We start from the raw sequence: 24,962 nt of genomic DNA on the forward strand, positions 1-24,962 counted from the left end.
AAAAACGGCCCCGCACCATGGTGCGAGGCCGAATTTCATGTTTGGGATACGCCCCGGACTTAGTCGCCCGACTTCAGTGCTGCACCCAGGATATCACCCAGCGACGCGCCCGAGTCGGAAGAACCGTACTGTTCCACGGCCTCTTTCTCTTCGGCGATCTCACGTGCCTTGATCGACAGGCCCAGACGGCGGGTCTTGCTGTCGACGTTGGTGACGCGGACGTCGACCTTGTCGCCGACCGAGAAACGCTCGGGGCGCTGCTCAGCACGATCACGCGACAGGTCCGAACGACGGATGAACGACTTCATGCCTTCGTACTCGACCTCGATGCCGCCATCTTCGATCGCGGTCACTTCGACGGTGATGACCGAACCACGCTTCACGCCGCCCACGGCTTCGGCGAACTTGTCACCGCCCAGGGCTTTGATCGACAGCGAGATACGCTCTTTCTCAACGTCAACTTCCGAGACGACGGCCGAAACCATGTCGCCTTTGCGGTAGTTCTGGATCGCATCTTCGCCACGCTCGTCCCAGGACAGGTCGGACAGGTGAACCATGCCGTCGATGTCGCCTTCGAGGCCAATGAACAAACCGAATTCGGTGATGTTCTTGACTTCGCCTTCGACCTCGGTGCCCTCGGGGTGCGTTTCTGCAAACACTTCCCATGGGTTGCGCTGGGTCTGCTTCAGGCCCAGAGACACGCGACGCTTGGCGCCGTCGATTTCCAGAACCATGACGTCGACTTCCTGGCTGGTCGAAACGATCTTGCCGGGGTGGACGTTTTTCTTGGTCCAGGACATCTCGGACACGTGCACCAGACCTTCGACACCGGCTTCCAGCTCGACGAACGCGCCGTAGTCGGTGATGTTGGTGACGCGACCCTGATGGACCGAGCCCAGCGGGTATTTCGCAGCAACCAGATCCCACGGATCTTCCTGCAGCTGCTTCATGCCCAGGCTGATGCGGTGGGTTTCTTTGTTGATCTTGATGACCTGAACCTTGATGGTTTCGCCGATCGTCAGGATCTCGGACGGGTGGTTCACACGGCGCCATGCCATGTCGGTGACGTGCAGCAGGCCGTCAACGCCGCCCAGATCAACGAATGCGCCGTATTCGGTGATGTTCTTGACAACACCCTCGACGGTCTGACCTTCGGACAGGTTGCCGATAACTTCGGCACGCTGTTCGGCACGCGATTCTTCCAGGATAGCGCGACGCGAAACAACGATGTTGCCACGGCGGCGGTCCATTTTCAGAATCTGGAACGGCTGCTTCAGACCCATCAGCGGGCCAGCGTCGCGCACGGGGCGAACGTCAACCTGCGAGCCGGGCAGGAACGCAACTGCGCCACCCAGATCGACGGTGAAGCCACCTTTGACGCGACCAAAGATTGCACCTTCGACGCGCTGGTCGTCGGCATATGCTTTTTCCAGACGGTCCCATGCCTCTTCACGGCGGGCCATCTCGCGCGAGATGACGGCTTCGCCACGGGCGTTTTCTGCGGCGCGCAGGTACACTTCGACCTCGTCGCCTACAGCGATTTCAGGGGCTTCGCCGGGATTTGCGAATTCTTTCAGATCAACGCGGCCTTCCATTTTGTAGCCTACGTCGATGATGGCTTGGCCGGCTTCGATCGCCAGAACCTTGCCTTTGACAACAGAACCCTCTTCGGGTGTGTCCATTTCGAAGCTTTCATTCAGGAGGGCTTCGAATTCCTCCATGGATGCGTTAGCCATGTGGCGTTGTTTTCCTTTACATAACGTTTTTGCTGGCCGAGCGGTTGTCTCCGCCGGTCTTGTTTCATGATGCCTGAATGCGTGATCCAGAACGCGCCCGAGCTAACAAACACAAAGGGCCGAGGTAACCCGGCCCTGCTCAGATACGTCATCCGGACGTTAACCGCCCTTGTTCAGACAGCGCGCGTATAGGCGGATTCCGTGTCATGTGCAAGAGCAAAGCCCTTAAACACTGGCCAATCCCACAAAATCCGAACATCGGGTCCGGGCATCGAAGCAAACGCGATCCGATCCCCGGCCTTCTTTGTCAGTTCTGCCGAATGATACCATGCGGCGCTAGAACAGTTGCAGATCCTTCTTGCCGCTTTGAATCTCAGCGAGGTTTGGCATGTTCTCGATCACCACGGGTGCCGGTTTCGCGCCCGGCATTGCGACAGTCGGCTGCCCCATTGCGGCCTTGCCAAAGGCAGGCTTCTCCAACTCGCCCCGGATATCTCGCAGCAGGGTTTTGTGATCTGGCATGGTCTTGAGGATCTGCGCAAGGTCCATTTTTGCCCCCTTCCACCACTGGAACCAAATCGGTTTCTTCAGCGGTCGCAGACGATCACGGATACCTTCGCCATAGCCCGTATCATACACCTGTTTGCCCAGAAGAACCGTCTGATAGACGCGGAAATTGAACAGCGTCGCAAACTCGATATCGTGTTCCATCGGCAGACGATGCTGCCACAGCTCAAGGTTCTCGGCCAACCGATCCGGAATCTTCATCTCGGTGCGGGCGTCGATCCAATATTGATCATCGGTGCGGTTACCCAACCGGTAGTGCAGGCAGATAAAATCCAGTACCTCGTCATAAAGCTTGTTCATCTGCCGGTTATATCGGTTGCGCAGCGCGGGCTCGATATCGCGGGTCGGCAGATGCTCGGCAAACCAGCGGATCGCGTGATCGATCATGTGGATCGCGGTACTTTCAAGCGGTTCGATAAATCCACCAGACAAACCGATCGCCAAGCAGTTCTTAACCCAGGCATTGCGTACACGACCAACACGCATTGGGATCACGCGCGGTGTCAGCCCCTTGCCGCTGTCGCCCAACCACTCAAGATATTCGTCGGCCGCCTGATCATCGGTCCGATGCGCGGATGAATACACATATCCCGTACCTACACGATTGTAGAGCGGCACACGCCACGTCCAACCCGCACCAAGCGCGGTCGAGCGTGTAACGCTTTCGATCTTTTCGGGGTTAGGGTGCTCGATCTGCAAGGCCATGGCACGGTCGTTGGGCAAGTAGTCCGAGTAATCCATGAACGGCTCGCCCAACGCTTGATTGATGATCAACCCCCGGAAACCGGTGCAATCTATGACCATCTCAATGTCATGGCGTCCCTTGCGCTCTAACATCAGGTGGCTGACATTGCCCTGCTCGTCCAGTTCGACCGATTGCACCTCATCCTGAATATGCTCGACGCCGCGCTTGGCGCAGACCTTTGTCAGCATGCCCGCAAATTTCACGGCATCCAGATGATAGGCATAGCCAAACCGCTGTTCGAACTCAGGTGCACCCAACGGGCGCGCACCCTTGCACAACCGGGCCAGATCATCATGCGGTGAGATTGACTGCGTGAAATCCCGATCCCCGTTACCAAAACGCAGAAAATACTCGGCAGCCTCCAACCCCTCCAGCAATTGACCATGGGCAAACGGGTTTACGTAGTCAATCCGATTGCCCTTGGCGTCGTTGTTCCAATTGCAGAACTTAACTCCCAACTTGAACGATGCGTTGGTTTCGCGGAAGAAATCCCGCTCTGATATGCCCGCCTGACGGAGCGTGACCGGCATACGCGGCACCGTCGCTTCACCGACACCCACAGTCGAGATGTTGGGGCTTTCGATCAAGCAAATGCGTGGGCGATCCTTGGGTGCTGACGTGCGGGAGAACACCATGTCCAGGATCAGCGCAGTCATCCAACCCGCCGTACCACCACCCACGATGGTGATCTTACGCAAACGATTATTCATATTTTTTGTCCCTGTTGGCTTGGGATTTTGTAGCTGCCTCCCCTTTTTTTTTGAGTGATGGGGATTTAACAGCAGCTTTCCCTTATTTAGCTGTGGGAAGACTATAACAGCTTTCAAGCATCCAGCTAGAGCCTATGACACCCATGGTCGCTGGCACATTCGTCATCAGAATTCAGGCTGTGCGCCTACTTTGGACAAGTGTCAGATTTCCTCACCCTTCTTCAGAAGTTCTTCGATCAGCTCACGCTGCAGATCATGGCTGTCGCCCCCTCCGAATTCCGCCGCACCACCGGTGTACAATGTGCCATAGGTGTTGGCGATATTCACAGTCTGGGCCAGCCCCGAGATCAACTGATCCCTTTGCAACAGCGAAAGCGGGTGAATGAACGCAGCCCATAAGGTGCCATTTGCGATCGCATAGCGCGCATCCAGCGTGCTGTCGAAATTTGCCTGCATCATCCGTTGCAAATCGGCTGGCGACAAATCCGCAGCACTGCCGATCGCGACCATCGCCCGCATGCGATCAGCATTGGTATCGGTGACAACCAGCACCGTCACATCAGATATCGTCAACTCAAACCCCGGCCCGATCGGTTGCGCCTCGGGATCTAGCGCAAAGATGATTTTTCCCAGACGCTCGTAAGTCATCGGAGGTTCGGCCTCGGGCACCGGCGTATCTGATTGCTGCGCAGCTACGCTACCTGCAAGAAAGAACAAAAACAGGGCTAGTCTGATCATGGGCCACTCCTACGGTTGTCCAGCAAGCTTAGGCGGCCATCGGACAGGTGGCCAAACAAAGCTATGTGAACAGTTTTTGCAAAACGCACTGATCTTTGGACGATCTGCAAAATCTCATGACCTATCTGCGATTACCCGTCCGAATAACCTTTTCTAACTTAGTTACATCGGCTTGGGGCGGACCCGAGCCTTGAACCAAAAAGGGAAAGGACCCCTACTATGAAATCGCTCGCACTTACTGCATTAGCCGCAACTCTGGCCCTGGCAGCTCCGGCTTTTGCCGCAGACGAAATCAACGTCTCCAAAGGCCTGTCGGCGGCTGGTGCACCCCTGGCAGCCCATGGCGTCGATCTGGTCGCGCTTGTCAACAATGGCAATCCGGTAGAAGGCTTCGCCAATCATTCGGCGACTTATGACGGCGCATCCTATTACTTCACCAGCGCGGAAAACCTTGAAGCGTTCGAGGCCAATCCGGCGGCTTACTTGCCCCAGCACGGTGGCTATTGTTCGTTCGGGGTGTCTGTTGGCAAAAAGTTCGACGGCGACCCGGATCAGTACCTGTTCGCAGACGGCAAGCTGTATCTGTTCCTGAATGCTGATACCCGCGCTGCTTTCCTGAAAGACGTCACCGGCACCGCTAAAACCGCAGATGACCAGTGGACCAACATCAAGAGCATCGCAGTTGGTGAATTGTAGTTAACGGACACCTGTCCGCATCCACTTCAGGCTGCGGGCAGGTTCTGTTCAATTGTTTCGAGCGCCCGTGCCAGCGCGGCCTCAATGCTCAGGTTTGACGTATCAAGCTGCACGGCGTCATCTGCAGGTTTCATCGGTGCGGTGCTGCGATCCGCGTCACGTGCGTCACGCTCTTTGACATCCGCGAGCACCTGTTCGCGTGACACGTCCGCACCTTTGGCCGAAAGCTCAAGATATCGCCGTTCCGCCCGCACTTCGGGGCTGGCGGTGACAAACAGTTTGACCTCAGCGTCTGGGCAAATCACGGTTCCAATATCGCGCCCGTCCAGCACGGCGCCTCCGGCGCGACGGGCAAACCCCCGTTGAAAATCAACGAGTGCACTTCGGACTTCAGGAATGACCGCAACTTTCGAGGCCGCCTGTGCGATCTCAGCCGTACGCAGATCACCCTGCTGCAATTCTTCTGCTGTCAGGGACCCTGCCGCTGCAACCGGTTCGTCACCTTGCAGCATACGACGCCCCACCGCGCGATAGAGAAGACCGGTATCCAGATGCGCAAACCCGAAATGCGCGGCAACGCCCTTGGAAATCGTCCCCTTGCCCGCCGCCGCAGGGCCGTCGATAGCTACGGTGAATCTCATGTACGCTCGACCTTGGCACCGAGCGCGGCCATCAAAGGCTCAAAAATCGGGAACGACGTTGCGATCGGTCCGCCGTCATCCACCGAAACCGCCTTTTTAGCCCCCATCCCCATGACCATGAACGACATGGCAATGCGGTGGTCCAAGAAGCTTTCGCAGGTCCCACCACCGGGCACACCGCCGATGCCGAGACCGTCGACTGACCACCATTCGTCACCCTCGTCCACGGTCACACCGTTGGCGCGCAGGCCACGGGCCATCGCGTCAATCCGATCGCTTTCCTTGACGCGCAGTTCTTTCACGCCGCCCATCATTGTTGTGCCGGTCGCATTTGCGGCCACAACAGACAGCACCGGGTATTCATCGATCATCGACGCCGCGCGTTCGGGCGGGACGTTGATCCCCTTCATGTTGGGCGAGTATTTTGCACGCAGATCGGCAACCGGTTCACCCCCCTCTTCGCGCTCGTTTTCGTAGGTCAGATCGGCACCCATTTCGCGCAGCGTGGTGAACAGGCCTGCGCGGGTCGGGTTCAGGCCGATACCGGGGACCAACACGTCCGAGCCCGGTGTGATCAGTGCGGCACAGACGGGGAAGGCCGCACTGGACGGGTCGCGCGGCACGGCGATGACTTGTGGCTTCAGCTCGGGCCGACCGGTCAGCGTAATGACGCGCCCTTCATCCGTGTCCTCGACCGTGATTTCTGCGCCGAAGCCCGCAAGCATCCGTTCGGAATGATCGCGAGTCGCTTCTTTCTCAATCACGATGGTCTTGCCGGGGGCGTTAAGCCCTGCCAGCAGAACGGCGGATTTCACCTGCGCCGACGGCACAGGCACCTCATAGCGCACCGGGGTGGGGTCCGCAGCACCGATAATGGTCATCGGCAGACGTCCACCGTCTCGGCCGACAGATTGGGTTCCGAACAGCGCCAGCGGATCGGTGACGCGCGCCATCGGACGTTTGTTCAGGCTCGCATCTCCGGTGAAGGTCGCTGTGATCGGAGAAGTCGCCATCGCCCCCATGATCAGGCGCACGCCAGTGCCCGAATTGCCACAATCGATTACCTGATCTGGTTCGGAAAAACCACCAACGCCCACGCCATGCACCGACCATTCACCACCGCCATGATCCGTTACTTCGGCCCCAAAGGCACGCATGGCCTTAGCGGTGTCCAATACGTCCTCGCCTTCCAGCAGGCCCGATATCTTGGTTTCTCCCACAGCCATTGCCCCCAGGATCAGGGACCGGTGCGAGATCGACTTGTCCCCGGGCACCTCTGCGGTGCCTGTCAGCGGGCCGCAAGGCTGCGAAGTCATCGGGATGGGCGTGCCGTGTCCGGACATGGGGGCTCCTGTTTTCGCTATCAGTCCTCAGGCCGATTAGCGAATTGGGGCCGGTTGGTCCAGCGACAATCAGTTTTTGCGGCGGAAGGTCAGGTAATGGGGTGTACGGCCTTCGCGCAGCGCCTTCTGTTCGTAGCGCGTGGAAATCCAGTCATCCCACGGCTCCCGCCAGTCGGCGGGGCGCTCGGCCAGCCATTCGAAGCCTGCCCGCGGCACCTCTTCCAGCGTTTGGCGCACATAGTCAGGGATGTCTGTGGCAACGCGAAAGATTGAGCCTGGCTTTAACGCGCGCGCTAAAGGCTCCAGATGTTCAGGTGTGACAAACCGACGGCGGTGATGCCGTGTTTTGGGCCATGGATCGGGATAGAGCAGAAAAGCGCGCGATATGCTGGCTTCTGGCAAAACGTCGAACAAGTCTCGCGCGTCCCCGGGATGTACGGCAAGGTTTTCAACACCGGCCTGACGGATTTTACCCAACAGCATCGCAACACCATTTATATAGGGTTCGGCTCCGATGATGCCGATATCCGGGTTTTGCTGAGCCTGATGCACCAGATGCTCACCGCCGCCAAAGCCGACCTCAAGCCAAACAGGCTTGCCTCTGAATAGACCGTCGAGATCAAGCGGATCGCGTTCAGGATTACCGTCCCAATCCACCGCACCGGGGGACAAGGCAGCAAGGTCTTCCGACAGATAAGTCTTTTGACTGGGCTTCAGGGTTTTGCCCTTAAAGCGGCCATAAAAATTTCTGCGCGGGCGTTTTGGGCTCTTTGTACTCATGGCGCAGCCCATACTGTGGGGCTGAAATTGTTGCAAGTGGTCGCCCGCTTGCAAAAAACGCGCCGAAACCGGCGCGTTTTTCTAATTTTTTGATCAGACCGCCTGTTTCAGCGCGTCCACTAGATCGGTGCGCTCCCAGCTGAATCCGCCGTCCGCATCGGGTTCACGACCAAAGTGGCCATAAGCAGCGGTCCTCTGATAAATCGGCTTGTTGAGTTGCAGATGTTGGCGAATTCCGCGCGGAGTCAGGTCCATCACCTGCCCAACTGCTTTTTCGATCACTGCATCGGCAATCTGGCCAGTTCCATGCGTGTCGGCATAGATCGATAGGGGCTTTGACACCCCAATCGCATAACTCAACTGAATGGTGCAGCGCTCTGCCATCCCTGCAGCAACGACATTCTTGGCCAGATAACGCGCTGCATAAGCCGCCGAGCGGTCCACCTTGGTTGGATCTTTGCCCGAGAATGCGCCACCACCGTGAGGTGCTGCACCGCCATAAGTGTCGACGATGATCTTGCGACCGGTCAGACCCGCATCGCCATCCGGACCGCCGATGACGAACTTGCCGGTGGGATTCACGTGCCATTCGGTTTCGGCGGTCAGCCAGCCGTCAGGGAGGGTTTCACGGATATAGGGCTCGACAATGGCGCGAATATCACCCGAGGTCAGCGCCTCATCCATGTGCTGCGTCGACAGCACGATTGAGCTGACACCGACTGGCGTGCCGTCGCGATAGATAACAGACAACTGTGATTTTGCATCCGGGCCAAGGGCGGGTTCACTGCCATTTTTGCGAACTTCAGCGAGACGGCGAAGGATAGCATGCGAGTATTGGATCGGTGCAGGCATAAGCGCTGGCGTCTCGGTCGTGGCATAGCCGAACATGATGCCCTGATCGCCTGCACCTTCGTCTTTGTTATCGGCAGCATCCACGCCTTGCGCGATATGAGCCGACTGCTCGTGCAACAGGTTCGTCACTTCGACGGTTTCGTGGTGAAACTTGTCCTGCTCGTAGCCGATATCTTTGATACATGCCCGCGCGATATCGTCGATATGCGCCATATAATCATGCAGCTTGTCCTGATCCGACAGACCCACTTCGCCGCCAATAACCACACGATCGGTAGTGGCAAATGTTTCACAGGCCACGCGGGCCTCGGGTTCTTCGCGCAGGAATGCGTCTAGTACTGCATCGGAAATACGATCGCAGACCTTATCCGGGTGCCCTTCGGAAACGGATTCCGAAGTAAAAATATAATTCTGTCGGGACATGAAAGTGCTCCATTAAGATTTCCCCACCACGTCAGGAAGCCGTTGTGGCAGGCGTGTGATCGAATACGCTTAGCGTTTGACAGGGTCAATCGGAAATTGGTCGTTTACGCGCCGGGCGTACCGACATAGCAGCGCAAATAGCACCAACAAAGCTAAAAATACCGGACTGTCTCCAATTCGAGAATAAACGGTAGGGGCATGAGGACGCGGCAATTCGGCGTCGATAAACCCCGCCTGCCCAAGCGCCAGCGCCTCGGTGATCCGCCCCAATGGGCCAATCATTGCCGAAACTCCGGTATTGGCCGAGCGCAACATCGGTAGGCCTTGTTCGATTGCACGCATCTGCGCCTGGGCGAGGTGCTGATACGGGCCGGAACGCGTTCCGAACCAAGCGTCGTTTGTAATCTGCAAAAGAAAATCCGCACGATCCGGCGCGGATAAAATATCCTGCGTGAATACCGCCTCGTAGCAGATCAGCGGCAGCGCCTTGCCAAGCACGCCTACATCCATCAATGCGGCACCTGGCCCCGCGCTAAAGCCATTCCCTGTGGTTGCGGCCATCCCGTAGATACCGAACCGTGCCATCACTTCACCAAATGGCACGTATTCCCCAAAGGGCACCAGGTGATGTTTATCGTATAGCCCGTCTTGCTGACCCTCCTCATTTAGATAGATCATCGAGTTATAGATCTGCTGCCCATCGGCACGCTGAATGCCCAGGACTACCGGGGCGCCCTGTGCCGCTTCGCCAATTGCTGAAAGATAGGGCTGTGCGCTGCCCAGCCATGCTGGGACCGAGGTTTCCGGCCAGACGATTAGGTCTGGGCGGGGCTCGGCCGCTGTGAATTCAAGTTGGCGTGCGAAAAACACTGACGCATAGGCAGGATCCCATTTCTGGTGCTGGGGTGCATTGGGTTGAATCAGCCGCACGATATGACCAGAGGGCATGACTGGAGGTCGGTTCGCTGCATAGAGCAAAGCCAAGGCCGCACAGCCTGCGGTCAACGCGATAGGTACAACGATGCCGCTTCGGGTACGATTGCTGAACAAGGCTGCGCCCAATGGCACTGTGGCAAGCAGTGTCAGCGCTCCCAATCCATAAGGGCCGACAAGTGACAGAGTCTGGGCAAATGGCGTATCTACCCAAATCTGCGCGATGCCTGCCCAAGGAAATCCGGTCAGAATGTAGCCGCGCGCAAACTCGACCAGCGCCAGCGTTACAGACAGCAATGCCCCCTGCAAGACGGGCGCTCCACCGATGCGTTTCGAAACTCCGAAGGCCAACGCCCAGAACAAGGCCAACCCGCCCGACAAGAAGATCAGAGCAAAAGGGGCCATCCACGCATGGCGTTGGACATCAACCAGAAACGGCTCGATAATCCAGCTTAATGCGTGCGCAAAATAGCCCGTTGCGAAGACCCAACCCAGCAAAACCGCTCGACGATTTGTCTCAGTGCTCAGATACAACGGCGCTATCAGCACCAGCGACAGCAAGCTTATTGGCCAATATCCCAATGGTGCCTGACCACTGGCCGCTGCGACACCCAACAGCGCCGCCAGCACCAACCGCAGCCAAAAGGGCCACCCCTCGGCAGGGTTCATGCAACAATATCCGGCAGCATGACACGCAACCGTTTTATGCGGCGCGGGTCTGCGTCAATGACCTCGAACTCGGGCCCTTCGGGGTGGCATACAACCTCACCACGCGCCGGAACCCGCCCCGAGAGCATGAAGACCAAACCGCCCAATGTGTCGATCTCTTCTTCGTCTACATCTTCGTGGCTGGTCAGAGAGCGGCCAATCTCGGCCTCGAACTCTTCAAGTGGTACACGCGCCTGAACCACGTAGCAGCCGGGTTTCTCTTGTATCCATAGCTGATCTTCGTCGGCATCATGTTCGTCGGCGATTTCTCCGACAACCTGTTCAATCAGATCTTCGATAGTCAGCAAACCATCGACTCCACCGTATTCATCGATCACCAGAGCCATATGGCGACGTTCTGTCTGCATCTTGGTCAGCAAAACGCCAATTGGCATCGATGGTGGCACGAACAGCAATGTCCGCAGCATCGACCTCAGATCGAACTCGGAAGAGTTGCCGTTAAAGCCATGAGTCAGCGCAAAGTCCCTGAGATGCACAAACCCCAATGGCGTATCCAAAGTGCCATCGTAAACCGGAATGCGTGACAAGCCGCTGTCGCGGAAAATCTGGACAAGTTCGTCTTTCGGGGTTGTCGAGGGGACCGATACGATTTCGGCTGTTGGGATCGCAACATCTTCGACCCGCATTCTGCGCAGGTTGATCATGCCCCTTGGCTGAGCGCTGACGACCTCTGCCCCGTTTAGCTGGCTGGTCTCTTCGCCCTGAGAAGAAAATACGTCGATGAGTCGAGAAAAAAGCCCGCCTCTTTCGTCGCTGTCATTGCTGCTGTTCTGAGAATGCGCGCCATGCGCCGCCCTAGAACTGCCGTCTGTTTCGCCCATTATCCTGTTCCAAATGATCGGGCAAAGGTGCCCATGTCATACATTATATGGGTCATCTATACCCAGTTTGCCAAGTATCTCGACCTCGACCCTTTCCATCAAAGTGGCGTCGAGGTCACGAATGTGATCATACCCCAGCAAATGTAGTGTACCGTGAACGATCAGATGCGTCACGTGATCGTCGGTGCTTTTGCCGGCTTCAGCTGCTTCGCGCGCGCAGGTGTCATAAGAGATCGCAATGTCGCCCAGCACGATTTCGCCAGTAAAGTCAGGTTGCGGAGCCGGCGGAGTGTCTCCCGCCCGATCCGGGGCCAGTTCTTCGGCAGGCCAGCTGAGGACGTTGGTCGGCGTGGATTTTTCACGAAATTCAGCATTCAATTCAGCGATCCGTGCATCATCGCAGCCCAGCAAGCTGATTTCGCATTGATCCGCCTCAAGATCGCAATACTCCAGAACAGCAGCAATTGCGCGCGTGGCCAAAGGCTCCAGCCCGCGCCAGCGATCATCCTCAAGCGTGATTTCCAGATTCATACCTTTGGCTCCGAGCCCAGCTTCAATCGGCGCCTTGAAAGTTATCCGGTTTCGCGCCCCGCATCGGCCTCATACGCCTCGATAATGGCGGCGACAAGCGGATGGCGGACGACATCTTTCGAGGTGAAATAGTTGAAGCTGATATTCGGGATCGTTTTCAGCAACCGTTCGGCATCCTTGAGACCCGATTGCACACCGCGCGGCAGGTCAACCTGAGACCGGTCGCCGGTGATAACCATCCGACTACCTTCACCAAGCCGGGTCAGGAACATCTTCATCTGCATCGTTGTGGCATTCTGCGCCTCGTCCAGCACCACAAATGCATTTGCCAGCGTACGACCGCGCATGAAGGCAAGCGGAGCAATCTCGATCCGCTTTTCTTCGATCAGCTTGGCAAGTTGTTTTCCGGGCAGGAAATCATTCAGCGCGTCATAAAGCGGCTGCATGTAGGGATCGACCTTATCCTTCATGTCACCGGGCAGGTAACCGAGCTTTTCACCGGCCTCGACCGCCGGACGGCTGAGAATGATGCGGTCAACGTGCCCGCCAATGAACATGGACACCCCGACCGCAACGGCCAGATAGGTTTTGCCGGTGCCCGCGGGTCCAATGCCAAAGGCCAGTTCGTTGTTGAACAGCGACTGCACATAGGCCTTCTGGGCGTCGGTGCGCGGCTCGACCAGTTTTTTGCGTGTCTTGATCTCGACCGTGCCACCCTTGAACATCTCAAGCTGGTCACCATCGCGCGTGCCAGTTCCGACCTCGGAATTGCCCATGCGCAACTCGCGGTCGACATCTGCGGCTTCCACATCACGCCCACCTTCGAGCCGTGTATAGAGGGCCTGTAGAACCTCAATCGCCTGCTTTTGCGAATCCTCGTCGCCCAGCACGACAAGCTGATTGCCGCGTCGCACAATCTGCACCGAGAGCTTCTGTTCGATATCGGTCAAGTTGCGGTCATACTCTCCGCACAAATCGATCAATAATCTGTTGTCTGGAAATTCAACAAGCGCCTCACGCTGGGGCATGTCATCTTGCGGTGGGGTCAGGGCACCGATGGCCAATCCGTTCTCCTGTCTTGGCGGTTCACCTTGAGCGTAGACAAACTGAAGAGGTAGACGCAAGCGGCAGTTTCAAAATTTGCACACCTCATGACAAATGCGCCGATGAACGCTGAAACAGCCATCTATGAACGCCAATCGCACGGGTATCAGAATGTATAGTTCAACCCGATCCGCAGTCCGCGATAGCTTGGCGTCGATTTGGTCGAGAATGACGGACCCAGTTCGACCGTTTTTGATTCGAACTGCAGATACTCGATCTCGCCGGTGATCGACCAATTTTCGTTCAGTTTGTGTTCAGCGCCCAAGCTGGCCGAGAAACCTTGTCGGCGGTCCTCGCTCTCAAATCGGCTTGTCCCGCTTGCATCAGTTAGTGAACCTGACGTGGTGATATCGCCGCGGACATAACCCACAGTCACGAAATAGAGGACACTGCCGCTGCGGTTCGTCAGCCCGTTCCGCAAGCGGATGGACAAAACATCCGATATCGCGGATCTGCCGCTGACCTCTGCCCCGCCGGATCGGGACGAGGTGATGTCATCGAGCGTGCCAAAGTCATAGCCGACTTCCAGCCCATACACATAGTCGCGCCCACCTCTGGCTGGCAGAATACCGCGCCAGCCACCGCGAAAACCTGCGAAATTTCCGCTTGGCTTAAGGTCGCCCGCAGCAAACGTGTCTCCGTCGTTCACGCGCAGGCCAAACTCGTCCGAACCGCCCGAGGCATGTCCGGCGCTGACCCCCAGATAGAACGCATTGACGTCGCGCGCGAAACGCTGAGACGAGATTACGTCGGGCTCAGTGACTTCCCCGACGACATCGCCGGCCAAAGTCGGGGCAGCGCAAGATAGCAACACGACAGTCGCCGACAAAACACGGGAAAGGTTTACACTCGGAAAACGTATCCAGCTCACTACTCGTACCCTCCGCAAAGGCGGGCCTTCAGGCGGGGTCGATGAGTTTGTCGACACCCAAAATTCGGCCCAGAAAAATCTAGCCTTCCTCGGAACATAGTTCCAAGCCATAAATCAAGGGTTAAATTTCAAGGCGAAAACCCTTTGCGGGCCAGCCACAAGGGATCAGACCAATTCACCACCCAGCGAGTTCGCGCCAGACGATTTTATCCTTACCTTACGTAAGTCGCCGCTCGCGATATCAGCGTCCGCGACGTGAACCGCATGCAGATACTCGGATTTTCCAACCATCTGGCCCGGTTGCCGCCCAGGCTTTTCAAACAGGACATTAACAGTCCTTTCGACCATCGAGTCCTGAATCTTGCGCTGGTGGCGCGTGATCAACCCTTGCAAGCGCTGCAGGCGTTCATCCGCCACTTCGGCCTCGACCTGTGGCCGTTCTGCTGCAGGTGTGCCGGGTCGCGTCGAGTATTTGAAGGAATAGGCGTAGCCGTATTTGACCTCTTCGACCAAATCCAGAGTAGCCTGAAAATCCTCTTCCGTTTCTTCCGGGAAGCCCACGATGAAATCGCCGGACATCAGAATATCGGGGCGCGCTTCTCGGATACGCTCGATCAATCGCAGATAGCTTTCAGCCGTATGGCTGCGGTTCATCCGCTTCAGAATTTTGTCCGACCCCGACTGCACCGGCAAATGCAGATATGGCATCAACTTCTCACAGGTGCCATGCGCTTCGATCAGCGCATCATCCATGTCGTTCGGGTGCGAGGTGGTAAAGCGTATGCGCTCTAGCCCGTCGACCTTGTTCAATTCCCAGATCAGACCGGCAAGGGTCATGTCTCCGTCCGGTCCAGCCCCGTGATAGGCATTTACGTTCTGCCCCAGCAGCGTGATCTCACGCACACCGCGTTCAACCAGATCGCGGGCCTCACACAGGATGCGATCTGCCGGGCGGCTGACCTCGGCCCCGCGTGTATAGGGCACAACGCAGAAGGCACAGAACTTGTCACACCCCTCCTGCACGGTCAGGAATGCCGTCGGTCCGCGCTTGGCCTTGGGGCGGTTCTCGAGCTTTTCGAATTTGTCTTCTTCGGGGAACTCGGTATCCAGCGCCTTTTCACCCGCGCGCGTCTTCGCCTCCATCTCGGGCAGGCGATGATAGCTTTGCGGCCCCACCACCAGATCGACAAGCGGCTGGCGGCGGATGATTTCCTCGCCTTCGGCCTGAGCGACGCAACCTGCGACACCGATTTTAAGTTCCGGCTTTTCCGCCTTGAGGCCCTTGAAACGGCCCAGTTCGGAATAGACTTTCTCAGCTGCCTTTTCTCGTATGTGGCAGGTATTGAGCAGGATCATATCCGCATCATCGGGCGATTTGGTCTCGACATAGCCCTGTCCGCCCAGCGCTTCGGCCATGCGTTCGCTGTCATAGACGTTCATCTGACAGCCATAGGTCTTGATAAACAGCTTTTTCGGTTCAGACATGGGTTGGCCTTTGCAGTCGCTGGGTCGGCGTCGTCTATACGTATCGAACGCCGCTTGCAATGCTGGCGCAATTACCCGAATTTGGCGGGAATTTCCAGCAAGGCGGCAACGAAACCAACGATGCAGTACGAATCCCTTGATCACCTTCTGAAATCCGATCGGTCGATCCTGAGCAAGGGACCCGTGGCACTGATATTTGCCGAAGATAATGTCGAGCTAGAAGGGACGCTGCACCATCATTTGAAGCTGGGGTTCAAATCCGTGATCACATTCCTGCCCCAGGAATTCACGCTGGATGAAGCGCTGGGGGAAAGGGTTCATCGAGTGACGATGACCTGCGCGCCCAGAACCGTCGTATTTGAGGCCGTCAATCGGATCATTCAGGCGGCTCAAGGCACGTGGGTATACTACTGCTACAACTCTGAATATCTGTTCTACCCTTTCTGCGAGACCCGCTCGGTCGGAGAGTTGCTGGCCTTCCATTCTGAAGAACGGCGCCAGGCCATGCTGACCCATGTGATCGATCTTTATGCGAATGATCTGACGGCCTATCCAAACGGAGTGGCCCCCGACCACGCAATGCTGGACAAGACCGGATACTACGCCCACACGCGGCATGACGCATCTGGCAAGCCGCTAGAGCGGCAACTGGATATGTCCGGTGGTCTGCGTTGGCGGTTCGAAGATCATATCCCGTATGAACGACGCCGTATCGATCGGATTTCGCTATTCAAAGCAAAAGCCGATCTGAAACTTCTGCCTGATCACACTTTCAATGAGCCGGAATACAACACCTACGCCTGCCCGTGGCACAACAACTTGACCGCCGCGATCTGTTCGTTCCGGGCGGCCAAAGCATTGAAGACGAACGCCGGATCGACGTTTGATATCTCCAACTTCTGCTGGAACCATTCAACTCCGTTCGAGTGGGACTCGCGCCAATTGCTGGATCTGGGCCTGATCGAATCGGGCCAGTGGTTCTAGGTTCTAACGCTGTAGCAGAACTGGGAACCAGTCCTCGCGCAGCCGCTGCCCCGGCACCATTTCATGTCCCGGAAATGGCGGCGAAGTCCGGCCTGGACGCTCGACATAACGTGCATCATCACCAACCAATCGCAGCGAAAATGCCCTGCGTCGGCTATCGGAAGTATTGCCTCGAGCCCCGTGTAGTGTGCGATAATTGAAGGCCACTGCGTCACCGGGCTCCATTTCAAATTCTACAATCTTCATCCCTTCGGCATCTGGGTCCGGAATCGGCATGTACTGCCCCTCGTCGGGGAAGAAACCTTCTTCCGTGACCCAGCGGGTAGGTAGCACTTCTTTTTCCCAGCGGTGCGAACCGGCAACGCAGCGCAAGGTCGCTTGTTTCACCGGATCCAACGGTGACCAGAAGCTGATATTCTGTTGACCATCCACAAAATAGTATGGCCCATCCTGATGCCACGGCGTTGCCATCGAGGTTCCGGGTTCCTTCACCAGAACATGGTCATGGAACATCTGCACAGATTGCGACTGCATGAGGTCGGCCGCTACTTCAGCAGCAGGAGATTTTTCGATCACTTCACGAAACTGCGGGATACGGGACCAGTTGCAATAGTCGTCAAAAAAACGGCCGGTTTCGCCATCTTTCCTGTTCTCCGAAGCATAAGGACCCGGCTCGGCCATATTCGCGGCAACCCCGGCCCGTAGGGTTTCAATATGATCGGCGAACAGGCCTTTGACCAACACAACGCCGTCCGTCTGGAAGTTGTCGATCATGGCCTGAGAAACAAGAGGGTGAGTCATCGCGGTCTCCTTAGATTTGTCGCCCGATCTGCGCATGAACAAGACATCTGTTCAAATCATATCTTTCAAATTAGGTATTAACTCTATGTTATACCTCACTCTGCGCCAGTACGAATATGTTTGCGCCATCGGCCGGCATGGCAGCCTGTCTGCTGCGGCACAACGCCTAAATGTCTCGCAACCTGCCTTGTCCAATGCGCTGACCCGGGTCGAATCACGTTTGGGATATCCACTGTTTGCCCGAAGACGGGGTGCCGCGATGGCGCTGACCCCGCAGGGCCGCAAATTCATCGAAGAGGCCGAGGCCTTGTTGAAGCGAGCTGCGCATTTGGAACAGTCAATGCAGCCGATAACCGGCGAGCGCCGATTACGCCTGGGATGCTTTGTCGATCTGGCACCCTTTCTTCTGGCCCAATCTCTGCACCGCCTGCAAGAAGCTTTGCCCGACGTCGTCCTGACACACGGGGTTGAGACGTTCGAAGGCCTGATTTCCGGCCTGATCGATGGCAGATACGATTTTGCACTCACCTATGACCTCGGCATGGATGCCGGTTTTTCCTGCAAGAAGTTGTTCGACAGCACCCCACACGCACTGCTTTCACCTGATCATACACTGGCGGCGGCCAAGCAGCTAACCCTGACCGAGCTAGCGTCATATCCACTGATTCTGTCTAAAGAGGGTTTGTCTGCACAGCATGTACTCGCGCTTTTCAGACGCAAAGGTTTGAACCCCACAATCTCGCACCGAGCGGAATCATTGGAGCTTTCGCGCAGCCTGGCCGCTCATGGGGAAGGCATCGGGATAAGCTATACCAGCCCTAAAAACGGCTTCAGTTATGATCAGGTCCGCGTGATAAGCCTGCCGATCACCGATCCAGATGCAACCGAATCTGTTGTATTGGCACGGCATGGCACGGGGCCGACAGATCCAATGATCATGCAGGCTGAGCATGCGTTGGTTACGTTGTTATGTAAGGATTAGAGGTTACTTCTTCCGCAGGCGGATCACCACATCGACCGATGCGATTTCGACGCCTTCAGGAGCTTCCGGCAATTGTTGGATCACCAATTGGTCGGATGGTGCATCGCTCAGACGGCTTTCGTCTTCCCAATAGAAATGCGGATGGTCATGCGTGTTGGTGTCGAAATAGCTTTTGGACCCGTCAACAGTTATCTCTTGAAGCACCCCGGCATCGCAAAACGCCCGCAATGTGTTGTATACGGTCGCCAGCGAAACCGCGTCACCTTTGGCTTTTGCGGATTCAAACAGGCTTTCCGCTGTCACATGACGATGCAGACCGTCGCCCACAAGCAATTCGGCCAAAGCAACCCTTTGGCGCGTGGGGCGCAAACCTGCGTCAACCAACCAATTTGCAGCGATCTCACGGCTCTGAGGTGTCATGAATCCGATACCTGTGTTTTGCTGCCCTTAATATAAGTGTGCCCTGCCTGCAATTTCAAATGAAATTCATTCGCAAAGAATATTGTAGTCACAACAAGATATGGAGTGCTGGTCTTGCAGGACCTTGCATACGGGTGATAGACGAGGCCAGATGTAATAAACGGACCCAGGCAGGAGAGGCGGCAGAATGGCCCAATTCCCGAGCAGTTTTGACAAGGACGATCTGCTGAAATGCGCCCGCGGCGAACTATTTGGCCCTGGCAACGCGCAGTTGCCGGCTCCGCCGATGTTGATGATGGACCGCATTACCGAGATTTCCGGCGACGGTGGAGCGCATGGCAAGGGTCATGTGCTGGCCGAATTCGATATCACACCTGAGCTTTGGTTCTTTGACTGCCATTTCCCTGGCAATCCGATCATGCCCGGCTGTCTGGGCCTGGACGGTTTGTGGCAACTGACCGGCTTCAACCTCGGCTGGCGCGGCTGGCAAGGACGTGGCATGGCAGTTGGCGTCGGAGAGGTCAAGTTGACCGGCATGGTGCGCCCGGACCGGAAGATGTTGACCTATAAGATTGATTTCAAAAAGGCGATCCAGACGCGCCGCCTGACCATGGGTGTGGCAGATGGCATCGTCGAAGCCGATGGCGAATTGATATACGACGTCAAGGATATGAAGGTCGTTCTGTCAGACGCCTGAGCCTGACCGGCCGCAATAAGGAGTACGCACATGCGTCGAGTAGTCGTCACCGGTCTGGGGGTTGTGTCCTCGATCGGGAGCAATGCCGAAGAGGTGCTCGCCTCGCTCAAAGCAGGCAAATCCGGCATCGTAGCAAGCGAACAGATGGTCGAGCACGGCTTTCGCAGCCAAATCGCCGGTTCGCTGAAAATCGATGTGGCCGATCACGTGGACAAGCGGACCCTGCGGTTCATGGGTCCGGGTGCTGCCTATGCCCATATCGCGATGAATCAGGCCATCGCGGACGCCGGGCTGACCGAAGATCAGGTGGTCAATCCGCGCACAGGTCTGGTGGCAGGTTCGGGTGGACCATCGACCAGCGCGATGTTGACCGCGCACCAAACCGTGCTGAAAACCGGCGCAACCAAACGGATCGGCCCGTTTGCAGTGCCAAAGTGCATGTGTTCGACGATTTCTGCGAACTTGGCGACCGCGTTCAAAATCAAAGGTATCAACTACTCGATCACCTCGGCCTGCTCGACCTCGCTGCACTGCATCGGCAATGCGGCTGAACAGATCATGCTGGGCAAGCAGGATGTGATGTTCGCAGGTGGAGGAGAAGAGTTGGACTGGACCCTGTCCTGCCTGTTCGACGCGATGGGTGCGATGTCGTCCAAGTACAACGACACACCTGATAAAGCCTCGCGTGCATTCGATCAGAACCGCGACGGATTTGTGATTTCCGGCGGTGGCGGCATCGTGGTTCTGGAAGACCTCGAGCATGCGCTGGCACGCGGTGCGAAAATCTATGCCGAAGTAACCGGCTATGCCGCGACATCTGATGGGCACGACATGGTGGCACCATCCGGCGAAGGCGGCGAGCGCGCGATGCGTCTGGCGCTGTCGACTGTACCCGAAGGCCGCAAGGTCGGCTACATCAATGCCCATGGCACCTCGACCCCAGTGGGCGACGTCGGAGAAGTCGAAGCCGTACGCCGTATCTTTGGTGAAGGCAGTGTGCCTCCGATTTCATCGACAAAATCGATGACCGGTCACGCGCAAGGCGCAGCGGGCGCGCTTGAGGCGATCTTCTGCCTGCTCATGCTGGAACATGATTTCATTACTCCGTCGATCAATGTCGACACACTTGCCGACGGCATCCTGCCCGGTGAAATTGCAACTCAAGTGGTTGAAAACGCAGGCTTGGACAGCGTGATGACCAATAGCTTCGGCTTTGGCGGCACCAACGGATCCATGGTTCTGTCGAAGTATAACGGGTGAACAAGATGTCGGATATTCTCAAGGGTAAACGCGGCCTGATCATGGGCGTGGCTAATGACCGCTCTATCGCGTGGGGCATCGCCAAAGCCATGCACGAAGCAGGCGCTGAGCTGGCTTTCACCTATCAGGGCGAGGCGTTTGGCAAACGGCTTGAACCGCTGGCCCAAAGCTTGGGCAGCGACTTCATGGTCGATGCGGATGTGACCGATGATGATTCACTGGATCGCGCGTTTGGCGAGTTGTCCGCCCGCTGGCCAACAATAGATTTTGTTGTCCACGCTATCGCTTATTCGGACAAGTCCGAACTGACCGGTCGATTCTTGAACACCACGCGGGCAAACTTCAAACACTCGCTGGATGTGTCGGCCTATTCGTTCATCGAAGTTGCACGTCGCGCCTATCCGCTGATGAAGGACAATGGCGGCACATTGTTGACCCTGACCTATCAGGGATCGAACAAGGTTGTGCCAAACTACAATGTCATGGGCGTCGCCAAGGCTGCGCTGGAATCGGCGACGCGCTATCTGGCGAACGATCTGGGCCCCGAGGGTATTCGCGTGAACGCCATCTCGCCCGGCCCGATGAAAACATTGGCGGGTGCGGCTATTGGTGGTGCACGCAAGACCTACAAGTTCTGCGACCAGAACGCACCGATGCGTTCGAATGCCACGCTGGAGGCCGTCGGAGGCACCGCCGTGTATCTTGCGTCCGACGCCGGCAGCTATACTTCGGGTGAGATCATCCGCGTCGACGGCGGGTATCATATTCTGGGCATGCCCCAGCCAGAGGCCATGTGACTATATCTTTCCCTGCGGGTGCCAAGATTTGAACATCTTTGCCCCGCAGGGATTACGATATGAGCAAACTTGAACAGATCCTTGCGAGCAACACGCGCTCGCCAGCTTTGAAACGCAAATCAGGAAGCGGACGTGCGCGTCTTTTGCTGCTGATTCTCACATCGCTGCTGATTGCCTTTGTGTTTCTGACCCAACCGCCCGTGCGCGATGCGATTGAGCCGTTGTTGTCACATATCCCGGGCCTTTGATCCAATCAGCGTCAGTTGATCGAAACGATTTCGATATCGAAGACCAGATCTTGCCCCGCTAGTGGATGATTTGCATCCAAGGTCACCGTCGCCTCATCTACCTCGACGACAGTCACTGGCAATGCCTGACCGTCAGGAGTTTGCATCTGTAACTGCGTGCCAGGTTCAAGCGGAATGTCATCCGGGATGCCTTCACGCGGGATCTGCTGCCGCATGCCCGGATTGATCGGGCCATAGGCGTCAACGCAATCGATCTCCACACGCTTTTTCTCGCCAATCTGCATGCCCGGCAGGGCAGCGTCCAGACCGGGTATGATCTGCCCGGAACCAACCGCAAACTCCAACGGATCGCGCCCCTCGGAACTGTCGAAGACTTTGCCGTCCAGCAGAGTTCCGGTGTAGTGGATGCGAACCGTGTCGCCTTGTTTGATTGCGGTCATGATGGCCTCCGGCCTGAAAAGAAATGAACGGCGCAGCCTAGAGGCTGACACAGCATTGTAAACCCTGCCCTCTTTAACCCCGGAACCGGTTGTGTTTACCTGCGCCCGATCAGGGGAGGATCGGATGGCTATCACCACGTGTGTATTCGACGCTTATGGCACTCTGTTTGACGTGGCCGCCGCCGCCAGGCAGGCCGCAACAGAGCCCGGATTTGAAGCGTTGGCTAGCAAATGGCCCGAGTTGGCCAATCACTGGCGTCTGAAGCAACTGCAATATACATGGTTGCGTGCTGTCGCTGATGCGCATTGTGACTTTTGGGATGTCACGCAAGATGGGCTGGATTGGGCCTTGGAAGCGGTAGGCCTTCAGGGGGATATCACCCTTCGGCAGCGTCTGCTCGATTTGTATTGGGAATTGCAGGCCTATCCCGAGGTCCCCGATATGTTGAAGGCGCTGAAGGCCGGTGGGTTGCAGACCGCCATCTTGTCCAACGGTTCACCCCCGATGCTGAACGGGGCGGTGCAGTCTGCCGCGATCGGTGATGTGCTGGATGATGTTCTGTCGGTCGAAAGCGTGGGGGTCTTCAAACCCCATGCCAGCGTATACGATCTGGTGCAAAACCGGTTCGGTTGTACGCGCGAAGAAGTTCTGTTCGTCAGCTCAAACGGCTGGGACGCTGCCGGGGCCAGTGGCTATGGATTTGTCACAGCTTGGGTCAACCGCGCTGGCGAACCAATGGACCGTCTGCCGTGGAAACCTGCACATGTGCTGCCAGACCTGACGACGATCCCTCAATTGGCAGGGCTTTGATGGCATATTTCACCACCTCGGACGGCAAACGCCTGTACTATGAAGATACCGGCACGGGCCATCCTCTGCTTTGCTTGGCTGGCTTGACGCGCAACTGCCGCGACTTTTCATTTCTTGCGCCACATATGAGTGATCTTCGTATGATTGCGATGGATTATCGCGGGCGCGGCAAGTCCGATTTTGATGCGAACTACATGAATTACAACATCCTGCGCGAAGGACAGGATGCGGTCGAACTTCTGGATCAGCTGGGTTTGGAGAAGGTGACCCTGTTGGGCACGTCACGGGGGGGGCTGATCGCCATGGCCTTGGCCGCCAGCCATCCTGACCGGCTGGCAGGTGTTATCCTGAACGACGTTGGCCCGGTGATCGAACCCGGTGGCATTGCCAAGATTATGGACTATGTCGGCAATCCCCCAAGTTCACAATCCTATGATGAGGCTGCGCAGGTCCTGCAAACGATGATGGCGCCACAGTTCCCGGGCATCGCTCAGGACGTCTGGAAACTGCAGGTAGAACATCAATACATTCAAACCGATACCGGGCTACAGCTGCGTTATGACCCCGCATTGCGACAAGCGCTGATCGAGCAGGCCGCCATCACCCCGGTACCGGACCTGTGGCCTTTGTTCGACGCCCTGAGCACGATCCACACCGGCGTGATCCGCGGTGCAAATTCCGACTTGTTGAGCAAAGCCACGGTGCAGAAGATGCACGCACACCACCCCGAATTGATCTCGACCGAAGTGCCGGACCGAGGACATGTCCCGTTCCTGAACGAGCCTCAATCCCTAGACCTGATCCGCAAGATACTGGACGCCAAATGAGCAACATAGACATGATCGAAGCCGCCGCCGAGCGGCTGAAAGGTCACGTGCGCGAGACGCCGCTTCTGTCATCGCCTTTCCTGGATGAAATCGCGGGTCGCCGCGTGCTGATCAAACCCGAATGCCTGCAACACACCGGCAGTTTCAAATTTCGCGGCGCGTGGTCAGCTATTTCGGCATTGGATGAAGCGGCGCGCAACCGGGGCGTCATCGCCTATTCCTCGGGCAATCACGCACAGGGTGTTGCCTATGCAGCGGCTCAACATGGAGTCTCGTCCGTCATCGTCATGCCCTCGGATGCGCCGAAGCTGAAGATTGAAAACACCCGCGCGCTGGGCGGTGAGGTCGTCCTTTATAACCGCGCCAGCGAAAGCCGCGAAGACATCGGCGAGGCATTGGCTGCCGAGCGCGGTTTGACCTTGATCCGGCCTTATGACGAACCGCAAGTGATCGCTGGCCAGGGAACAACGGGACTGGAGCTGGCGCGTCAGGCACGGGCGCTGGGCGTGACCGAAGGTGACGTGCTGATCTGCTGTGGCGGCGGCGGGCTGACATCTGGTATAGCGCTGGCATTAGAGCGTCACGCGCCCGGTCTGCGCCCTCGTCCATGCGAGCCTGAAGGGTTCGAAGACGTGAAACGCTCGCTGGCAAGCGGGACGATCCAAAGCAACGACGCTACTTCGGGAAATATCTGCGACGCAATCCTGACGCCACAGCCGGGGCAGATTACCTTTCCCATCCTGCAGCGGCTTTGCGGCCCTGGTCTGTCGGTATCTGAACAGGAATCCCTACGCGCCATGGCCTTTGCGTTTCTGCGTCTGAAGATCGTGCTGGAACCCGGAGGAGCGGTTTCGCTGGCCTCTGCCCTGTTTCGCAAGGATCAGATTGATGGGAATGCGGTGATCGTAGTCGCCTCGGGCGGCAACGTGGATCCGCAGATCTTTGAACGGGCGTTGGAATTCCTTACCTGACAATCGCTTACAGCCGGTG

Annotated in this window: 26 protein-coding genes and 1 riboswitch; of the genes, 10 read left to right on the forward strand and 16 right to left on the reverse strand. The window is 57.0% G+C overall.

All coding sequences use genetic code 11. The annotated features are described in order from the left end of the window. Positions 1-59: 59 nt before the first annotated feature. The 3 genes from rpsA to ACR0KC_RS07300 form a co-directional block, all read right to left on the reverse strand. Entirely contained in the window at positions 60-1,736 is a 1,677-nt protein-coding gene (gene rpsA / locus ACR0KC_RS07290; RefSeq protein ID WP_039532111.1) for a 30S ribosomal protein S1, read from the reverse strand. Positions 1,737-2,072: 336 nt separating this feature from the next. Next, the gene (locus tag ACR0KC_RS07295; protein WP_170404526.1) at positions 2,073-3,758 is read right to left on the reverse strand and encodes a tryptophan halogenase family protein; all 1,686 of its coding nucleotides are present in this window, start codon (positions 3,756-3,758) and stop codon (positions 2,073-2,075) included. A gap of 201 nt (positions 3,759-3,959) precedes the next feature. Next, complete coding sequence (locus ACR0KC_RS07300; RefSeq protein WP_170404529.1) at positions 3,960-4,496, reverse strand: hypothetical protein; 537 nt, start codon at positions 4,494-4,496, stop codon at positions 3,960-3,962. Positions 4,497-4,715: 219 nt separating this feature from the next. Between ACR0KC_RS07300 and ACR0KC_RS07305 the strand changes: the two genes are divergently transcribed. Continuing rightward, complete coding sequence (locus tag ACR0KC_RS07305; protein WP_223117646.1) at positions 4,716-5,192, forward strand: YHS domain-containing (seleno)protein; 477 nt, start codon at positions 4,716-4,718, stop codon at positions 5,190-5,192. A gap of 26 nt (positions 5,193-5,218) precedes the next feature. Here the strand turns inward: ACR0KC_RS07305 and cmk are convergent, their stop codons facing one another. The 10 genes from cmk to miaB form a co-directional block, all read right to left on the reverse strand. Continuing rightward, positions 5,219-5,833 (reverse strand): (d)CMP kinase, encoded by a 615-nt coding sequence (gene cmk / locus ACR0KC_RS07310; protein WP_480705644.1) that lies wholly within the window; start codon positions 5,831-5,833, stop codon positions 5,219-5,221. Further along, on the reverse strand, positions 5,830-7,176 hold the full coding sequence (gene aroA / locus ACR0KC_RS07315; protein WP_480771655.1) for a 3-phosphoshikimate 1-carboxyvinyltransferase: 1,347 nt from the start codon (positions 7,174-7,176) through the stop codon (positions 5,830-5,832). Before aroA ends, cmk begins: the two co-directional genes overlap by 4 nt. 69 nt (positions 7,177-7,245) lie before the next feature. After that, on the reverse strand, positions 7,246-7,956 hold the full coding sequence (trmB, locus tag ACR0KC_RS07320) for a tRNA (guanosine(46)-N7)-methyltransferase TrmB (protein WP_480771656.1): 711 nt from the start codon (positions 7,954-7,956) through the stop codon (positions 7,246-7,248). A gap of 93 nt (positions 7,957-8,049) precedes the next feature. Beyond that, positions 8,050-9,231 carry a methionine adenosyltransferase gene (gene metK, locus ACR0KC_RS07325; protein ID WP_480561127.1) on the reverse strand — a complete coding sequence of 394 codons (1,182 nt, stop codon included), beginning with the start codon at positions 9,229-9,231 and terminating at the stop codon, positions 8,050-8,052. A gap of 5 nt (positions 9,232-9,236) precedes the next feature. Next, positions 9,237-9,285: riboswitch (SAM-SAH riboswitch) on the reverse strand. Between the two features lie 15 nt (positions 9,286-9,300). Continuing rightward, the gene (lnt, locus tag ACR0KC_RS07330) at positions 9,301-10,833 is read right to left on the reverse strand and encodes an apolipoprotein N-acyltransferase (protein WP_170636459.1); all 1,533 of its coding nucleotides are present in this window, start codon (positions 10,831-10,833) and stop codon (positions 9,301-9,303) included. Then, positions 10,830-11,714, reverse strand: a complete 885-nt coding sequence (locus ACR0KC_RS07335) for a hemolysin family protein (RefSeq protein WP_170397541.1) — start codon at positions 11,712-11,714, stop codon at positions 10,830-10,832. Before ACR0KC_RS07335 ends, lnt begins: the two co-directional genes overlap by 4 nt. A gap of 36 nt (positions 11,715-11,750) precedes the next feature. Then, complete coding sequence (gene ybeY / locus ACR0KC_RS07340) at positions 11,751-12,245, reverse strand: rRNA maturation RNase YbeY (protein WP_170404552.1); 495 nt, start codon at positions 12,243-12,245, stop codon at positions 11,751-11,753. 41 nt (positions 12,246-12,286) lie between these two features. Continuing rightward, positions 12,287-13,309, reverse strand: a complete 1,023-nt coding sequence (locus tag ACR0KC_RS07345; RefSeq protein WP_170404555.1) for a PhoH family protein — start codon at positions 13,307-13,309, stop codon at positions 12,287-12,289. 146 nt (positions 13,310-13,455) lie between these two features. Beyond that, entirely contained in the window at positions 13,456-14,220 is a 765-nt protein-coding gene (locus ACR0KC_RS07350) for an outer membrane beta-barrel protein (RefSeq protein ID WP_170397562.1), read from the reverse strand. 165 nt (positions 14,221-14,385) lie between these two features. Beyond that, positions 14,386-15,705: a tRNA (N6-isopentenyl adenosine(37)-C2)-methylthiotransferase MiaB gene (miaB, locus tag ACR0KC_RS07355; protein WP_480771657.1), complete on the reverse strand. Its 1,320-nt coding sequence runs from the start codon at positions 15,703-15,705 to the stop codon at positions 14,386-14,388. A gap of 120 nt (positions 15,706-15,825) precedes the next feature. On the opposite strand from miaB, the gene ACR0KC_RS07360 reads away from it, so the two are divergent. Further along, positions 15,826-16,689: a hypothetical protein gene (locus ACR0KC_RS07360; RefSeq protein ID WP_170609068.1), complete on the forward strand. Its 864-nt coding sequence runs from the start codon at positions 15,826-15,828 to the stop codon at positions 16,687-16,689. A gap of 3 nt (positions 16,690-16,692) precedes the next feature. Here ACR0KC_RS07360 and ACR0KC_RS07365 read toward each other — a convergent pair whose 3' ends face one another. Further along, positions 16,693-17,490 carry a phytanoyl-CoA dioxygenase family protein gene (locus tag ACR0KC_RS07365; RefSeq protein ID WP_170564552.1) on the reverse strand — a complete coding sequence of 266 codons (798 nt, stop codon included), beginning with the start codon at positions 17,488-17,490 and terminating at the stop codon, positions 16,693-16,695. Positions 17,491-17,575: 85 nt separating this feature from the next. Here ACR0KC_RS07365 and ACR0KC_RS07370 point away from each other — a divergent pair, with 85 nt between their 5' ends. Beyond that, entirely contained in the window at positions 17,576-18,472 is an 897-nt protein-coding gene (locus tag ACR0KC_RS07370; RefSeq protein ID WP_480771658.1) for a LysR family transcriptional regulator, read from the forward strand. A 3-nt stretch (positions 18,473-18,475) separates the two neighbouring features. Here the strand turns inward: ACR0KC_RS07370 and irrA are convergent, their stop codons facing one another. Beyond that, positions 18,476-18,892: an iron response transcriptional regulator IrrA gene (gene irrA, locus ACR0KC_RS07375; protein WP_170397577.1), complete on the reverse strand. Its 417-nt coding sequence runs from the start codon at positions 18,890-18,892 to the stop codon at positions 18,476-18,478. Positions 18,893-19,079: 187 nt separating this feature from the next. Between irrA and fabA the strand changes: the two genes are divergently transcribed. Genes fabA through ACR0KC_RS07395 form a run of 4 tightly spaced genes read left to right on the forward strand, consistent with a single transcriptional unit; the run spans position 19,080 to position 21,894 of the window. Further along, complete coding sequence (fabA, locus tag ACR0KC_RS07380) at positions 19,080-19,589, forward strand: bifunctional 3-hydroxydecanoyl-ACP dehydratase/trans-2-decenoyl-ACP isomerase (RefSeq protein WP_170397581.1); 510 nt, start codon at positions 19,080-19,082, stop codon at positions 19,587-19,589. A gap of 30 nt (positions 19,590-19,619) precedes the next feature. Further along, entirely contained in the window at positions 19,620-20,849 is a 1,230-nt protein-coding gene (gene fabB, locus ACR0KC_RS07385; protein WP_480771659.1) for a beta-ketoacyl-ACP synthase I, read from the forward strand. 5 nt (positions 20,850-20,854) lie between these two features. Beyond that, positions 20,855-21,646 carry an enoyl-ACP reductase FabI gene (locus tag ACR0KC_RS07390; RefSeq protein ID WP_170397587.1) on the forward strand — a complete coding sequence of 264 codons (792 nt, stop codon included), beginning with the start codon at positions 20,855-20,857 and terminating at the stop codon, positions 21,644-21,646. Positions 21,647-21,705: 59 nt separating this feature from the next. Then, positions 21,706-21,894 carry a hypothetical protein gene (locus ACR0KC_RS07395; RefSeq protein ID WP_170397589.1) on the forward strand — a complete coding sequence of 63 codons (189 nt, stop codon included), beginning with the start codon at positions 21,706-21,708 and terminating at the stop codon, positions 21,892-21,894. Between the two features lie 11 nt (positions 21,895-21,905). Here ACR0KC_RS07395 and ACR0KC_RS07400 read toward each other — a convergent pair whose 3' ends face one another. Beyond that, positions 21,906-22,334 (reverse strand): FKBP-type peptidyl-prolyl cis-trans isomerase, encoded by a 429-nt coding sequence (locus ACR0KC_RS07400; RefSeq protein WP_170818117.1) that lies wholly within the window; start codon positions 22,332-22,334, stop codon positions 21,906-21,908. Between the two features lie 124 nt (positions 22,335-22,458). Between ACR0KC_RS07400 and ACR0KC_RS07405 the strand changes: the two genes are divergently transcribed. The 3 genes from ACR0KC_RS07405 to ACR0KC_RS07415 are packed head-to-tail and all read left to right on the forward strand — an operon-like array spanning position 22,459 to position 24,943. Continuing rightward, positions 22,459-23,145, forward strand: a complete 687-nt coding sequence (locus ACR0KC_RS07405; RefSeq protein WP_480571020.1) for a haloacid dehalogenase type II — start codon at positions 22,459-22,461, stop codon at positions 23,143-23,145. After that, a complete protein-coding gene (locus ACR0KC_RS07410) occupies positions 23,145-23,972 on the forward strand; it encodes an alpha/beta fold hydrolase (RefSeq protein ID WP_480737182.1) in 828 nt (275 codons plus the stop codon). The genes ACR0KC_RS07405 and ACR0KC_RS07410 overlap by 1 nt, the downstream gene beginning before the upstream one ends. Beyond that, positions 23,969-24,943 (forward strand): threonine/serine dehydratase family protein, encoded by a 975-nt coding sequence (locus ACR0KC_RS07415; protein ID WP_170626513.1) that lies wholly within the window; start codon positions 23,969-23,971, stop codon positions 24,941-24,943. The genes ACR0KC_RS07410 and ACR0KC_RS07415 overlap by 4 nt, the downstream gene beginning before the upstream one ends. The last annotated feature ends 19 nt before the right edge of the window (positions 24,944-24,962 follow it).

The sequence above is a fragment of the Ruegeria sp. CF3 genome (genome assembly GCF_056537365.1).